This is a genomic window from Methylocella sp., assembly GCF_044226135.1.
In the GTDB taxonomy this organism is placed as follows: domain Bacteria; phylum Pseudomonadota; class Alphaproteobacteria; order Rhizobiales; family Beijerinckiaceae; genus Methylocapsa.
Genome location: NZ_JBGAHM010000025.1, coordinates 19703 through 33076, shown reverse-complemented (window position 1 = coordinate 33076; position 13374 = coordinate 19703). Strand labels below are relative to the sequence as shown.

The following is a 13374-nucleotide window of genomic DNA, read 5'->3' as shown; positions in this document are numbered from 1 at the left end:
CGGCGCGGCGCGGGCGCTGGTCAGGGTCTTGCCCAGCGCCGAGAGCGTCATGCGCCTGCCGCGCCGCTTCGAGCGGAAGGCGCGCGTGAACGACCGGCCTGACCTTGCCGGCTTCGATCAGCGGCCAGACCTTCTCGCGCAGCACCCTGCGCGATCGCGGCCTTCTCGGCGACCTTGCGCTGCCGCCCGAGCATGCAAAGGATCGGCGACAAGCCTTGCCGCCGCCCGAACAGGCGATTTTCGACCAGCGGCCCTCCGTGGCCAGCGCCGAGTTGCGCTGCAGATAGGGCGCGCCGACCATGTCGAGCACGACGTCGACGCCCCCGCCCGACGTGAACGCCTTCGCCTCGGCGAGAAAATCCTGCGTCCGGTAATTGACCGCGAGCTCCGCGCCGAGCTTGCTGCAAAAGGCGCATTTCTCGTCGGAGCCCGCCGTCGCCATGACCCGCGCGCCGAACGCTTTGGCGAGCTGGATCGCGATCGAGCCGATCCCGCTCGATCCGCCATGAACGAGCAAGGTCTCGCCGGGGGCGAGGCGCCCGCGCGTGAACACGTTGTCATGGACCGTGAAGACCGTCTCCGGCAGGGCCGCGGCTTCGACGGGGTCGAGGCCGCGCGGAAGTTCGAGGCAGAGCGCGGCCTTGGCCAGCGCATAGTCGGCGTAGCCGCCCGAGCCGAGAAGCGCGCAGACCGCGTCGCCGACGCTGGCCCTCGACCCCTTCCCCGAGCGCCGCCACGCGGGCCCGAGATTTCGAGGCCCGGCACGTCGGACTCGCCCGGCGGCGGCGGATAGACGCAAGGCGCTGCGCGCAGTCCGGCCGGTTGACGCCGGCCGCCGCGACCTCGATCAAAACCTCGCCCGGCCCGGGCGAGGGAACTGGCGCCTCGCCGATCCGGATGACCTCCGGGCCGCCCGCGCCCTCGAAATAAATGTAGCGCATGGTCGACGTCACGGCGCCCTCACGAAGAAATAGACGGTCAGGACGACGCCCATCGCGATGACGAAGCCGCGCACGATCTTCGGCGGCAGCCTGCGCGCCGCATGGACGCCCACATAACCGCCCGCGATCGCCGAAACGGCGGCGATCAGCGTCAGGCGCCAGAAGATGAGGTCGGTGAAGACCAGCGCGAGCACCGCCGCGGCGTTCATCAGCGTGGCGAGAAAGATCTTCAGGCTGTTCATCAGCCAGATGTCGCGCAGCCCGTACAGCGTCAGCGCGGCGAGCATCAAAATGCCGATGCCGCCGCCGAAATAGCCGCCATAGATCGCGACGATCGCCTGGGCGACATAGATTCCCTTGGCGTTGAGCCGCATGAAGCGGTTGTCCGGCTTGAGCGCGGAGCCCGCCGCGAAGACGGTGGTCGCAAACAGGATCAGCCAGGGAATGATGCGCGCGAACACGGCCGGCGGCGTCACGAGCAGCAGCAGCGCGCCGATGAAGCCGCCGACGAGGCTGATCGCGCCGAGCACGCGGGCGTCGACCCGCGGGTCGAGCGCCGCCGCCTTGAGGCCGTCGCGGGCCGCGAAGGCGGTCGTCACCTGGCCGGGGAACAGCGCGACGGTGCTCGAGGCGTTGGCGGCGATGGGCGGCGCGCCGGCGGCGATGAGCGCCGAGCGTAAGGAAGAGGCCGCCGCCGGCGAGCGCGTTGATGACGCCGGCGGCGAAGGCCGCGAGCGCGACGATAAAAAGAGCGAACATCGCGCGGTCCTTCCGGGCGGCCGTTCGATCGGCCGTCCTGCGACGCTGTCGTTCCTTTTAATGCGCCTGCGCGAAAAGTCATGCGCCGCGGCTCGAGCGCATAATCTTGAGCGTAAAGCGCTTCGCCCGGGTCGCGGCGCGATCCGGGCGTTGCGAGGCGGGCGAACGGGCCGCCCGAGACGGGCGAAGACGAGCCGCCCGGTCAGGCGCCGGCCTATTCCGCCGCTTCGGCGAAGGCGTCGTAGGCGGAGAGCCCCGTCGCCGCATGGATCGAGGCCTCGAGCTCGGGCGACACGTCGCAGAGGCCGAACTGAAGCGAGCCATGGGCCGCGCTTCTGTGGCGTCCGAGCACGACATGCCGCAGACCGCAGCGATTGAAGATCCGCGCCAGCAGCTTCGAGTGATCGCGACCATCTGCGTCACGCCATGGTCGAGGGCGAAGGCGCACATGCCGGCGATGATCTCGCAGGCGGCGCGCGAGACGCCGTTCGGCTGGAGGCGACGGTCTTCCGAAACGGCGAAGCGGGTCGCCTCCCAGATCGTCGGCGAGCGGATCACGAGCCCCGGGAACATATGCTGGAACACGGTGGTCGCCATATGCTCGGTCGAAGTGTTCAGGAAGCGGATCGACCCGGCGAGCGTGCCGTCCGGAAGCATGCTGCACAGATAGACCGCGTCGTCGCGATCGAATTCGTCTCTTTCGAATTCGCCGTTCACAGATGGGATGTCCCATTTCTTCTGGTCGATGAAGATTTGCTTACGCTGACGAAACATCTCTTCGAAGACGTCACGGCGCTCTTCAGCGTTCATATCCATAAATGATCTCGATCATGTGAGCTCTCCTTGTAGGAAGATGAGTTCATTTTCTACTCCGGCAATTTTAAGGATATTCCCCCGATAGGGGATAAATCGAGAGAGCCGACCACAGCGGCGGCCGGCCCAGGCCAATACAGAACGACGCCGCGACAACATGTCGCGGCGTCGGCCCTGTGGAGACATTGAATAATATTGAAAAACGTCAGCGAATAAGACCGGCGCGAATCGCTTTGGTCACGGCGTGCACGCGGTTCAGCGCCTGCAGCTTGTAGCGCGCGGAGTCGAGATGCGCCTTGACGGTCTCCACCGAGATACGCATCAGGATCGCGATGTCGGCGACGGATTTGCCTTCGGCCGACCATTCGAGCGCTTCGATTTCACGCTTGGTGATCGCGTTGAGGTCGATCGGCGTGTCTTCGGCGTGAATGCTGTAGGCGCGCTGATGCACGAAATGGGCGACATGCACGAGATCGCGCATCAGATCGTAGCGGCGCGCGGCCCATTCGCGCGGCGATTCGTTCGACGTCGCCACGAACAGCGCCCAGAGGCCGTTGGTCGGGCCGCGCACGGGAATGGTGAGGCCCTGCTCGCCGACGCCATGTTCCTTGGCCTCGCCGAACAGGCGCTGCACTTTCTTGTTCGGGCGCGGCAGCTTCGACCAGTCGACCGGCAGAAGGGAGCGCGCGCCGACGTTCACGACCGGGTCGATCGCAGTGTAGCCGCTCGCTTTGTAGTGCTTGATCCAGTCGTCGCTATACGTCATATGAGCAAAAGGGTTCTCGATCGTGCGGCCGCGGAAGGACGGGCATAGATAGGCGACATGCGCCAGTCCGTAACGATCCCGAATATAGTCGATAAATTTATCAAGCGTCTGATCGGTCAAGTCCGTTTCGAGATCCAAAAGCCGGCGGATGTCGACGTCTTCAAGCCCTTGCATACCCGTCTCCTGTCCGCCCCGAAGGCGGGTTTCCGTCGGCCGCCGCATTTAGCAATTTCGCCGCGCCAAGAATGATAAGATTATCAAGGTGATCGCGTTCAACCCCGTTCGACTTTCAACTTCATCAAAGGCGATGCGCGGACGCATGGAAGCAAATATTATTGAATACATCGTCCAGTTGCGACGCGTTCCGTAGACGTATGAAAATTCAATATAAACAGGTGATTTAATATGCGCGCCGATTCTCGCGCGCCTGACGCTGGCAAGATCCGAGCGCGAAGGCCGCTCACATTCCTGTTCGTCCCCATATAGGGGAAGCTTTGGCGGCGTCGCGGCTGTATGATGCGTTGAGAAGATTAGGAATAGTCATAGAATGAAAATCGTCAGCGAACAGAGAGAAAGCGACACGCACCAGAACATTGTCGATGTTGCGGAGCGCTTGTTCAGCCAGATCGGATTTCAAAAAACCACTGTCGCCGACATCGCGCGCGAATTGCGCATGTCGCCTGCGAATGTCTATCGATTTTTTTCGGCCAAGGCCGAGATCAACGAGGCCGTCGCGCGCCGCCTGCTCGCGCAGATGGAGGCCGAGGTCGACGCCGTCGCGCGCGGAAAGGGCTCCGCCGGCGAAAAGCTGCGCGAGGCGATCGCCACGCTCGAAAAATCCAACGCCCAGCGTTTCGTCGCCAACCGCAAGCTGCATGAACTGCTCGAGACCGCCTTCAATGAAAGCTGGCCGATCGTGCAGGAGCATTCGAGGACGCTCAACAGCGTGATGACGACGATCATCTCTCAGGGCGTCGAGGCCGATGAATTTCACGTCAAGGACTGTCAGCTCGCCGCGATTCTCGTGCGCAGCGCCTGCATCCGCTTCTGCCACCCGCGCCTCATGGTGGAATGCGCGCAGGAGCCGGAGCCGACGCTCGACCAGATGGTCGATTTCTGCCTCGTCGCGCTTCGCTGAGCGCATCCGGCCCCGCGAGGCGCGCTGATCTGCCCGAGATCGCGCGTTTATTTCGACGCGCGGAATCTCGCGTCGAGCGGCGGGCATTTGTTGAGCTCTTCCGACGCTCGCGCATGGCGCGCCTGGTCCAGGCCGCCATGGAAAAAGTTCTCGCGCGGCCGCCCGCCGCAAGAGCGCCGCGAGCCGGTTGAGCAATCCGCGTAAAGTTCAAATTCATGATCGGACTTTCGGCGAACAGTCAGCCAAGCCGCGCCCAAGAACCTCGCGTCGAACTGACCGAGATCGGGCGCGACCGTAGCTCTCAGCCTCGCACAGCAAGGCCAGAGAGACGATCGCGGAGACGTCATTAATTCTTAATCAATAAAGGACGGCGTCCATGCGCGCGATCAATTTCATCGCCGTCCGCAACCTTCCGCGCGCGACGATTTCGCTCCGCTCAGAACAACGAAGGCTGAACAGTCGACGCCGGTTCGCCTGGCGCGGACAGGCGCTGCAGCTGCGGCCCCTCGTTGCGCGCGTCATTGACCTCGGGGCCGATCTCGAAAAACGTCAGCAGATCGTCCGGCGCGGGCGCGAGCAGCGAAAAGGCGTCGGCCGCGGCCGTCTCGTCAGCCGCGAGCCAGCGCGCGAAATCCTTCCGCTCGATCATCGCCGGCAGGCGATCATGCACGCAGGCGGTCGCGCGATTGGCCGCGGTGGTGACGATGCAGGCCGTGTCGACCTCCTCGCCGTTCGGCCCGCTCCAGCTTTCCCACACCCGTGCGAAGCCGATCGGCGCGCCGTCGGCGCGGCGGAACGGAAAGGCGTCCCTGCTTCGCGCGCGCCGGGCGTCGCTGCGCCATTCATAAAAACCGTCGGCGACGAAAAGGCAGCGACGGCGCTTCATCGCCGCCGAGAAGCTCGCCTTCTCGCGCAGGCTTTCGGCGCGGGCGTTGAAGATCAGAGGAAAGCTGCGCGGATCCTTGACGAACGCGGGCAAAAAGCCCCAGCGGATCAGCGCGAAGCGCCGTTCGACGCCGTCCGCTCCGGGGCGCTCGCGCACGATCGCCACGGGCTGGGTCGGCGCGATATTATAGCGCGGCGGAAAATTCGGCTGGTCCAAATAGCCGAACCAGCGCCGCGCTTCTTCGGGCGGCATGGCCGCCGCGCGGCGATCCGCACATCGCCGTTCTCCCGCGCCGCCGCTTGGACGCGCTCATTTCGCGGGCGCGCGTCCCTGATCGACGAAGGCGCGAAACTGCTCGAGGCATTTCTCCCGGGCGAACTGCGCGGCGAGGCCGCGCCCGTTCCCGAGCGCGGGATGCGCGCCGGTTTCGGCGACCGCACGCGATCTCGCGCGCCACCGCCTCGCTGTCGCCGGCGGGCACGAGAATCGCGACACCGTCGAGCACTTCATGAAGAAGCTCCGTGCCTGCGTCGGCGGTCGCGAGAACCCGGCTTGCCGCTCGCGAGCATGCCGCCGAGCTTCGAGGGCAGCACGAGATCGGCCGCGCCGCTCGACTGCGGCAGCACGTGGAGATCGGCGAGATTGAGCAGTTCGCACAGCCGCTCTTCAGGCTGGAGCGGCAGGAAGCGCAGATTGGGCAGGTCGGCGTAGTCGCGCATGAGGCGCGCCTTTTCCGGGCCGTCGCCGGCGACGACGAAATAAAGGTCGGGCCGATCCTTGAGGAGGCGCGCCGCGTCGAGCATCACCTCGAGCGCCTGTTTCGCGCCGATGTTGCCGGCGTAAAGCGCGACGAAATCGTCCGGCTTCCAGGCCGAGTTCGGCGCGAAAGCCGTTCTCTCCCTGAAGCGGAAAAATGCGGTCGAGATCGACCCAGTTGCGCACGATGCCGATCCGCTCGGGAGCGACGCCCTTGTCGACGAGCCTGCGGCGCATCTGGCCAGAAATGGTGACGATGGCGTCGAAGCGGCGCAGCAGATGCGTCTCGCAATAGAGAATGGCGCGTTTCAGCGCGCCGCCGCTGATATGGCCGACGGCGAAGGCCGCGTCGATCTCAAGGTCCTGCACATGAAGCAGCAGCCGCGCCCCGATGAGCTTGGCGATCAGACCCACGGGGACGACCATCAGCGTCGGCTCGACGCACAGCACGACGTCAGGCCGCGGGGCGAGGATTTTCCACAAGGCGACAGGGAAGCTCGCGGCGGCGTAGCTCGCCGGCGCGATGATACGCCATATTCCGCGCATGTCGGCGCGCAGCACGATCGGACAGCGCGTCACGGACACGCCGTCGAGCGTCTCCGACTGATAGCGCAACGCGCCGTAAGGCGGCCTGACGCGCCAGCCAGGATAATGCGGCGGCGCGACGATGGCGGCGACGTCATGGCCATGCTCTGCGAGATAGGCAGCCGATCTCGCCCGTGAAGCGGCCGACGCCGGTCATCTCCGGCGCGTAGTTTTCTCCGAGAATCAGAACCTTCAGGCGCTTTTCGCCTGCCGTGGAAGTGCTCACATCAATGCTCGTCAAGTTGGCGCTGGCGGGACGGCGTTCGCTCGCGGCAAGCAAGCCGGCGGGAGCCTCGTTTCAAGTCGGTCGAGAACCCCGCGGCCGGAGATCAAGACAAGTGAGGGAGCGCACGCCGGATTTCGGACATTTCGCCGCGGCTTTTTGGGCTCAGCGACAGCCCGAAAGCGCAGGATTTTCAACCCTGCGGCGAACCAGCCGGCGCTCGCGCGCCACGCGCCCCTGTGACCGGCGCGACTCGGCGCGCCGCGCCGCCCGCTACTGCACCTGCGTCGCGCCGATCAGCGCGCGGCCATGGCCGAGCGGCTGAACGCGGTGGGCCAGCCGACGAGCGCGTTGGTCGTGCCGATCGAGGAGTCGGTGACGGTGTTCACGAAGTTGAAGAATTTCGTGAGATTGTAGGACTGGGCGTTGGCGATGAAGATCACGTCGCCATTGCGCATCTGGGTGCGGGTGGCGATGAAATAGCCGCCTGGATCGCGCAGATTGACCTGGAAGATGATCGGCACGAGATCGCCGGTGAAACGCGCGACGTCGACGCCGAGAAGCTTGGCGACTTCCTTGGGCTCGCGGCGATAGAGGAACACCATTGATGCGTCGGCGCGCACGTCCTGCATGCCGCCGGCCTTGGCCACCGCCTCGGCGAGATTGATGCGCCAGGCGTCAAAATTATACTGGCCCTGCGCGCCGGCCTCCGTCGCCCCGAAGACGATGAACTTCTGCTGTTCCTGATAGACGTAGATGCGGTCGCCGGGCTGGATATAGATGTTGTTGGCGGCGTTCATCACGAGGTTCTCGAAGGGGACCGTCGCGGCTTGCCGTCGCGCTCGAGCATGACCCAGGTCGAGAAGCCCTGGCCCTTGATGCCGCCGGCGCGGGTGATCGCGTCGAGGATGCGGTCATGGCGCCGGTCGCCGGCACGGCGAAGCGCAGCGGCGTGTTGACTTCGCCGATCACGCTGATGAGCGAGGTGCGCTGCTGGGCGAGGCTGACGATGACCTGAGGCTCGATCGCTCGGTTCTTGATGCGGTCGATGATCTCGTTCTGGATCTGGACGTTGGTGCGGCCGGCGGCGCGGATGACGCCGGCGAAGGGAATGGTGATGTTGCCGTTGCTGTCGACCGCCTGGTCCGGCAGCGTCACGAAATTGCCGGGACGCGCGCCGGCGTCGAGCGGAATGAACAGGCCGCCGGCGGTGCTTCGAAGACCGTGGTCGAGACGATGTCGCCGATGCCGAACTTGATGTTCGAGGCCGGGCGACGGTCGGTGAAAGTGCCGGCGAGGCCTTTCGGCTCAAAGGCGGCGAGAATGTCGACCGCCTCGGGCGAAAGCTTTACGAGGGCGTAGGGCAGCACGTCCGATTTCTCGGACAGGACCTCGACCGACACCGGTCCGTCGTTGGGAAAGAAACTGCAGCCGCCGACGCCCGTCAGAGCCGTCGCCAGCGCGGCGAGTCCGCACGCCCGCAATCCCCGCATAATCTGTCCCTCGCTCGATTTGTCCAACAATTACCCTGCGGCGGCGGTCTAGGCCAAGCGATTCCACCCCCTTGACGCGGCGTCAGGTCACGGTATGCGAAGCTCTGTTACAAATTTGGCACAGCGATGGTTCAGGCGCAGGTTGCGACGGCGCGCGCGTCGCAATTGATGCGGAAAGACTTTTCCTTCGCCAAAGCCCTTGAGATGAAAACCGGAAAGCTTCTTGAGCGCGCGCCGCCGGACTTCCGCATGGAAAGGCGTCCGCTTGCGGCGGGGATTGCGCATTTAGAGGGCCGCGAAAACGCGCCGCCGGCGGAGGGCCGCGCGAGACCCATGAATCGCGGTTTGGTTAAGAGCGCGTCGCGCGCGGCGTCGGCGCGGCCTGCGCCCCTGCGACGGGCAGCGGCGCGCGCTCGCCGCCCCTCTCCAAGGCGCGGCGCAGCACGAAGATCCCGGATCGCCGAGGAGAGATTCGCCTTGCCGCGTCCGGCGTCGATCTCGGCGACGCAGGCGGACACCGGCTGTCCCCGCTCGGCGGCGGCCCGCCTGAGTTCTGTCCAGAAGAGCCGTTCGAGCGAGACGCTGGTGCTGTGGCCGGCGACGGCGAGCGAATGTTTGACGACGGCGCCGTCGTCGGCTTCGTCGCCTCGCTCATTCTTCCGGCGGATCTTTCGGCTCGTCGAGGCGATGGCCGTCGAGCCGCATCGTCTCTCTTTCTCGCGCAGGGCCGCGGCGGCCTCGCGTTCGGCGGCGGAGACGCCCGAGGCGCAACGCGCCGCGACCGCGGCTGGCGGCTTCCTCGCGGGCGCGCGTCCGGCGCACGCGCGGCGCAGATTGACGATCTCGCCCATGCGGGCCTGGGGTTTCTTGCGGAAGGCGTCGATCGAGACGATCTTGTCGCCGGAAGGCGCCGGCCTCGGCCGGCTTCGGCGCGCGGCTCCGGCGCGCTCGGCGCCGCCTCCTCGCGGCCCGGCTCTCCGGGGTCGTTCGCGCCCGCCTCGACGCCGTCGTCGAGCTTGAACTCGAGGTCGAAGCCCGCCGTCGGGTCCGAAAAACGCGTCACGGCGTCGAACGGCACGAGCAGCATTTCCGGCACGTTCTTGAACGACAGCCCGACCTCGAAGGCGTGGTCGGTCACGGACAGGTCCCAGAACTGATGCTGGAGGATGATGGTCATCTCGTCGGGGTAAAGCTCGCGCATGCGCGAGGAGAGGCGGACGCCGCGGGCGTGGGTGCGGAAGGTGATGTAGAAATGATGGTCGCCGACGAGCCCGTCGCGCGCCATGTCGCCGAGCACCTTGCGGACGACCCCGCGCAGCGCGTCCTGCACGAGAATGTCGTACCGGATGAGATCCACCGCCAATCGAGCCTCCGGCGTCCCGCCGATCCGGCGGACTGAAACAGGAAGATGAATCGAAGGCTTATCGAAATTTCACGCGATTGGCGAGAGCGCGCGGCGGCGAAGACGCGACGACAAAAGCCGCTTTGGCCGGAAGAAAAAACCCGCCGGAAAAGCCGCGCGGGCGAGAAAAAAGGGGAGAGGATTAAGTGGAGGCTTCTGTTGCCGAGGCAGCCTCCGGGCCCCATAACCAAGTGCTACCCTTAAGGACTTGATTTCGGTTGCTTAAGCTGCATTACGCAGCGACGGCCACCGGAGCATAGTTGTCGTTGGCAACTATAAGTTTAGCCCGATAACGGCGGTGCAATGCCGGGCGAAAGACAGACCTTTACACTCCCCGTCGAACCTGTTTCGCCCCCGCCGAAGCCCGCCGCGCGAACGGGCTGGGTGGAGGCGCCGGGTACCGCCCCCGGGTCCGAAGAGCTTATTTCGACGCCGTTTATCGCCATAGCCGCACGAGGCGGCGAACCCAATATAGGGCCGCATGCGTCCTTTTGAAAGGGCCGCGACGCGGCGCCTGCGGCTTGCGCCCGCTATTCACCGCGCGCACATCGGACGTGCTTCGTCGGCGCGTTTAACGAGCCTGCGCCTCGTCGGCGCGTTATAAGCCGGGTTCGCCCGGAGGCGCCCGCCATGCAGCTCTATCTCGACCTTCTCGACGACATTCTGCGCCATGGCGCGCGCAAGCCCGACCGCACCGGAACGGGAACCCTGTCCGTTTTCGGTCGGCAGCTGCGCTTCGATCTTTCGCGCGGCTTTCCGCTGCTGACGACCAAGAAGCTGCACTGGCGCTCCATCGTCCATGAGCTGCTCTGGTTCCTGCGCGGCGACACCAACGTCGCCTCGCTGCGCGCCGAGGGCGTGACCATCTGGGACGAATGGGCCGACGCCAATGGCGACCTCGGCCCCGTCTATGGCAAGCAATGGCGCTCCTGGGCCGCGCCGGACGGGCGCGTGATCGACCAGATCGCCGGCGTGCTCGAGACGATCAGGCGCGATCCCTTCTCGCGCCGGCTCGTGGTCTCGGCCTGGAACCCGGCCGACCTGCCGCAGATGGCGCTCGCGCCCTGTCATTGCCTGTTCCAGTTCAACGTCCGCGACGACGCGGCCGGCGTCCGGCGGCTCGACCTTCAGCTCTACCAGCGCTCGGCCGACATCTTCCTCGGCGTTCCCTTCAACATCGCGAGCTATGCGCTCCTGGCCGAGCTCATGGCCCATGTCTGCGGCCTTGCGCCCGGCGACTTCGTGCACAGCTTCGGCGATCTCCATCTTTATGCGAATCATCTGGAGCAGGCGCGCGAGCAGCTTTCGCGCGCGCCGCGCCCCCTGCCCCGGCTGACCGTCGCGGCCGGCGCGAAAGACCTGTTCGCCCTGCGCTTCGACGACCTGAGCCTTGAAAACTACGATCCGCTGCCGGCGATCCGGGCGCCGGTGGCGGTTTGACGCCGCCGCCGCATTCAAACACGCCGCGCGATCGGCTATAGGCTGGCCGCTCGCCGCGAGCCTGTCGTCCGCGGCCAGACCGGTCCGGTTCCATGAGCACATCATCGCGCGAAGCGCGAAGCGGCGCCCCGCGCGAGACGGAGGCGGCCCCGCGCGAAAGCGCGGCGGCGGCGCGGGAGGCCGAAGCCGCGTCGCTCGCGATCCTGCCGACGGCGCGCCAGTCGATCGGGCGCGGCGTGCTGTGGATGCTGCTCACGACCCTGCTCTTCGTCTGCCAGGATTCGCTCGCCCGCATCCTCGTCGAGAGGCATGCGCCGACCGAAGTCGCCTTCGCGCGCTATCTCGTGCATTTCCTGATCGTCGGGGCCTATCTCGCCCTGCGCGCGCCGCGCCTTCTCGTCTCGCGCCGGCCGGCGGCCCAGATCCTCCGCTCGGCCTTTTTGTGCGCCAACACGATTCTCGGCATCTACTGCCTCAAGATCATGCCTTTCCTCGATTTCTCGGCCGTGGTCTGGGTCGCGCCCGTGCTGGTGACGGCGCTGTCGGTGGTCGTGCTCAGGGAAAAGGTGTCGCTCGCCGGCTGGGTCAGCGTCTTCATCGGGCTCGCCGGGGTCTGGATCATCGTGTCGAGCGCGGGACTCTCGTTCTCGGCGCTCACCGTCCTGCCGCTTCTCGTGGCGGCGACCAACGCCCTCTACCAGATCGCGACGCGCATGCTGCGCACGGCCGACGAGCCGGCGACGACGCTGTTCTACACCTCTGTCGCGGGCGTCGCGTTCTGCGCGCCCTTTTTGCCTTTTTTCGCGACGCGGCCCTCGCCCGAGAGCCTTGGCCTGATGAGTCTGCTCGGCTGTTTTGGCGCGGCGAGCCATTTCTGCATCATCCGCGCCTTTTCGGCGGCCCCGGCCAATGTCGTCGCGCCCTTCGGCTATACGGCGCTCGTCTGGGCGAGCCTTTCGAGCGTGATCGTCTTCTCCGAAATCCCGACGCTGCGCACCGTGGTCGGCACGGCGCTGATCGTGGCGGCGGGGCTCGCGATCTTTTTCGGGCCGAGGCCCCAACCCATGGAGCGCGCATGACCTTCGCCCAAACCGGCGCCGCCGCCGCGATCAGGCCCGCCGCGCCCGGCGACGCCGGGCTCGTTCTGGCGTTCGTGCGCGAGCTCGCCGACTATGAAAGCCTGTCGCATGAAGTTCTGGCCTCGGAGGCCGATCTCGACGCCGCGCTGTTTGGCCCCGCGCCGCAGGTGTTCGTCGCGATCGCCGAGGTCGGCGGCGAGCCGGCCGGCTTCGCGCTCTGGTTCCACACCTTCTCGAGCTTCACGGGCCGGCGCGGCGCCTGGCTCGAGGATCTCTATGTGCGCCCGGCGTTCCGCAAGCGCGGGCTCGGCAGGGCCCTGATCGTCCATGTCGCGAGGCTCTGCGCGCAGCAGCCTGGCGGGCGTTTCGAATGGTCCGTGCTCGACTGGAACGCGCCGGCGATCCGCTTCTATCGCTCGCTTGGCGCGCGCGTCATGAACGAGTGGCTGATCTGCCGCACGGAGGGCGAGGCGCTCGACAGGCTCGCCGCCGCCGCGGGCGAACCTTGAGCGCGCCGCTCACGCTCGTCGCGGCCGTCGCCGAAAACGGCGTGATCGGCGAGGGCGCCAACCTGCCCTTCCGCCTGCCGAGCGACCTCCGGCGCTTCCGCGCGCTCACCCTCGGCAAGCCGCTGCTGATGGGCCGGCGCACCTTCGCGTCGATCGGCCGGCCGCTGCCCGGCCGCGAGACCATCGTGGTGACGCGCGACGCAGGCTTTCGCGTCCCGCAGGGCGTCTTCGTCGCGGCGAGCCCCGAGGCGGCGCTGGAGCTGGGGCGCGCGCGCGCGCGCGCCCTCGGCGCGCCCGAGATGATTCTTGCGGGCGGCGGCGAGCTTTACGCCGCGCTCATGCCCCATGTCGGCCGCATGCGCCTGACGCTGGTCGAGGCCTCGCCCGAAGGCGACGTGCTCTTCCCGCCGGTCGACTGGAGCGAATGGGCCGAGGTCGAGCGGCTTCGCCCCGAGCCGCAGCCTGGCGATGAGGCCCGTTTCTCCTTCGTCGCCTATCAGCGCGTCGCCGACGGACGCGTCGCCTGAGCCCGGCGCGCGCCCGGGCCGCCGCCATTGCCGCGGCCGAAGGCGATCCCCATTTGT

The 13374-nt window shown here is 66.6% G+C and carries 12 protein-coding genes, 1 other RNA gene and 7 pseudogenes; 5 read left to right on the top strand and 15 right to left on the bottom strand.

What is annotated here, in order from left to right; genetic code table 11:
• Nucleotides 1-40: 40 nt before the first annotated feature.
• From ACILRB_RS11315 to ACILRB_RS11295, 5 genes and pseudogenes are all read right to left on the bottom strand, one after another.
• Nucleotides 41-941, bottom strand: a pseudogene (locus ACILRB_RS11315) (NAD(P)H-quinone oxidoreductase); the annotation flags it as partial.
• An 8-nt stretch (nucleotides 942-949) separates the two neighbouring features.
• Nucleotides 950-1555, bottom strand: a complete 606-nt coding sequence (locus ACILRB_RS11310; RefSeq protein WP_395666405.1) for a sulfite exporter TauE/SafE family protein — start codon at nucleotides 1553-1555, stop codon at nucleotides 950-952.
• Nucleotides 1556-1914: 359 nt separating this feature from the next.
• Nucleotides 1915-2052, bottom strand: coding sequence for a hypothetical protein (locus ACILRB_RS11305; RefSeq protein WP_395666407.1), 138 nt, complete (start codon nucleotides 2050-2052; stop codon nucleotides 1915-1917).
• A 104-nt stretch (nucleotides 2053-2156) separates the two neighbouring features.
• Nucleotides 2157-2474: pseudogene (locus ACILRB_RS11300) on the bottom strand (acyl-homoserine-lactone synthase); the annotation flags it as partial.
• Between the two features lie 244 nt (nucleotides 2475-2718).
• Entirely contained in the window at nucleotides 2719-3453 is a 735-nt protein-coding gene (locus ACILRB_RS11295; protein WP_395666388.1) for an autoinducer binding domain-containing protein, read from the bottom strand.
• Between the two features lie 373 nt (nucleotides 3454-3826).
• On the opposite strand from ACILRB_RS11295, the gene ACILRB_RS11290 reads away from it, so the two are divergent.
• Nucleotides 3827-4417, top strand: coding sequence for a TetR/AcrR family transcriptional regulator (locus ACILRB_RS11290; RefSeq protein WP_395666387.1), 591 nt, complete (start codon nucleotides 3827-3829; stop codon nucleotides 4415-4417).
• Between the two features lie 436 nt (nucleotides 4418-4853).
• Here the strand turns inward: ACILRB_RS11290 and ACILRB_RS11285 are convergent.
• The 10 genes and pseudogenes from ACILRB_RS11285 to ssrA form a co-directional block, all read right to left on the bottom strand.
• A pseudogene (locus ACILRB_RS11285) lies at nucleotides 4854-5558 on the bottom strand (SOS response-associated peptidase); the annotation flags it as partial.
• 251 nt (nucleotides 5559-5809) lie between these two features.
• Nucleotides 5810-6133, bottom strand: a complete 324-nt coding sequence (locus ACILRB_RS11280; protein ID WP_395666404.1) for a glycosyltransferase — start codon at nucleotides 6131-6133, stop codon at nucleotides 5810-5812.
• A gap of 97 nt (nucleotides 6134-6230) precedes the next feature.
• A pseudogene (locus tag ACILRB_RS11275) lies at nucleotides 6231-6761 on the bottom strand (glycosyltransferase); the annotation flags it as partial.
• A 402-nt stretch (nucleotides 6762-7163) separates the two neighbouring features.
• Nucleotides 7164-7667: a hypothetical protein gene (locus tag ACILRB_RS11270; RefSeq protein WP_395666386.1), complete on the bottom strand. Its 504-nt coding sequence runs from the start codon at nucleotides 7665-7667 to the stop codon at nucleotides 7164-7166.
• Nucleotides 7668-7926: 259 nt separating this feature from the next.
• Nucleotides 7927-8025: pseudogene (locus ACILRB_RS11265) on the bottom strand (polysaccharide biosynthesis/export family protein); the annotation flags it as partial.
• Nucleotides 8022-8360 (bottom strand): hypothetical protein, encoded by a 339-nt coding sequence (locus ACILRB_RS11260; protein WP_395666385.1) that lies wholly within the window; start codon nucleotides 8358-8360, stop codon nucleotides 8022-8024. The gene ACILRB_RS11260 and the pseudogene ACILRB_RS11265, both read right to left, overlap by 4 nt.
• Before the next feature lie 87 nt (nucleotides 8361-8447).
• On the bottom strand, nucleotides 8448-8645 hold the full coding sequence (locus ACILRB_RS11255) for a hypothetical protein (protein WP_395666384.1): 198 nt from the start codon (nucleotides 8643-8645) through the stop codon (nucleotides 8448-8450).
• A 227-nt stretch (nucleotides 8646-8872) separates the two neighbouring features.
• Nucleotides 8873-9211 (bottom strand): annotated as a pseudogene (locus ACILRB_RS11250) (ribbon-helix-helix domain-containing protein); the annotation flags it as partial.
• A gap of 125 nt (nucleotides 9212-9336) precedes the next feature.
• Nucleotides 9337-9645, bottom strand: a pseudogene (locus tag ACILRB_RS11245) (ClpXP protease specificity-enhancing factor SspB); the annotation flags it as partial.
• A gap of 262 nt (nucleotides 9646-9907) precedes the next feature.
• Nucleotides 9908-10263: a transfer-messenger RNA gene (ssrA, locus tag ACILRB_RS11240) on the bottom strand.
• Nucleotides 10264-10392: 129 nt separating this feature from the next.
• Between ssrA and ACILRB_RS11235 the strand changes: the two genes are divergently transcribed.
• The 4 genes from ACILRB_RS11235 to ACILRB_RS11220 all read left to right on the top strand — a co-directional run bounded on the left by ACILRB_RS11235 (nucleotide 10393) and on the right by ACILRB_RS11220 (nucleotide 13317).
• The gene (locus tag ACILRB_RS11235; RefSeq protein WP_395666383.1) at nucleotides 10393-11202 is read left to right on the top strand and encodes a thymidylate synthase; all 810 of its coding nucleotides are present in this window, start codon (nucleotides 10393-10395) and stop codon (nucleotides 11200-11202) included.
• A 92-nt stretch (nucleotides 11203-11294) separates the two neighbouring features.
• A complete protein-coding gene (locus tag ACILRB_RS11230) occupies nucleotides 11295-12281 on the top strand; it encodes a DMT family transporter (protein WP_395666382.1) in 987 nt (328 codons plus the stop codon).
• Nucleotides 12278-12790, top strand: a complete 513-nt coding sequence (locus tag ACILRB_RS11225; protein WP_395666381.1) for a GNAT family N-acetyltransferase — start codon at nucleotides 12278-12280, stop codon at nucleotides 12788-12790. The genes ACILRB_RS11230 and ACILRB_RS11225 overlap by 4 nt, the downstream gene beginning before the upstream one ends.
• Nucleotides 12787-13317, top strand: a complete 531-nt coding sequence (locus ACILRB_RS11220; RefSeq protein ID WP_395666380.1) for a dihydrofolate reductase — start codon at nucleotides 12787-12789, stop codon at nucleotides 13315-13317. The genes ACILRB_RS11225 and ACILRB_RS11220 overlap by 4 nt, the downstream gene beginning before the upstream one ends.
• The last annotated feature ends 57 nt before the right edge of the window (nucleotides 13318-13374 follow it).

Coding starts and splice junctions, on each gene's coding strand:
- ACILRB_RS11295 (WP_395666388.1), bottom strand. CDS start 3,453: ATGCAAGGGCTTGAAGACGTCGACATCCGCCGGCTTTTGGATCTCGAA.
- ACILRB_RS11290 (WP_395666387.1), top strand. CDS start 3,827: ATGAAAATCGTCAGCGAACAGAGAGAAAGCGACACGCACCAGAACATT.
- ACILRB_RS11270 (WP_395666386.1), bottom strand. CDS start 7,667: ATGAACGCCGCCAACAACATCTATATCCAGCCCGGCGACCGCATCTAC.
- ACILRB_RS11260 (WP_395666385.1), bottom strand. CDS start 8,360: ATGCGGGGATTGCGGGCGTGCGGACTCGCCGCGCTGGCGACGGCTCTG.
- ACILRB_RS11255 (WP_395666384.1), bottom strand. CDS start 8,645: ATGCGCAATCCCCGCCGCAAGCGGACGCCTTTCCATGCGGAAGTCCGG.
- ACILRB_RS11235 (WP_395666383.1), top strand. CDS start 10,393: ATGCAGCTCTATCTCGACCTTCTCGACGACATTCTGCGCCATGGCGCG.
- ACILRB_RS11230 (WP_395666382.1), top strand. CDS start 11,295: ATGAGCACATCATCGCGCGAAGCGCGAAGCGGCGCCCCGCGCGAGACG.
- ACILRB_RS11225 (WP_395666381.1), top strand. CDS start 12,278: ATGACCTTCGCCCAAACCGGCGCCGCCGCCGCGATCAGGCCCGCCGCG.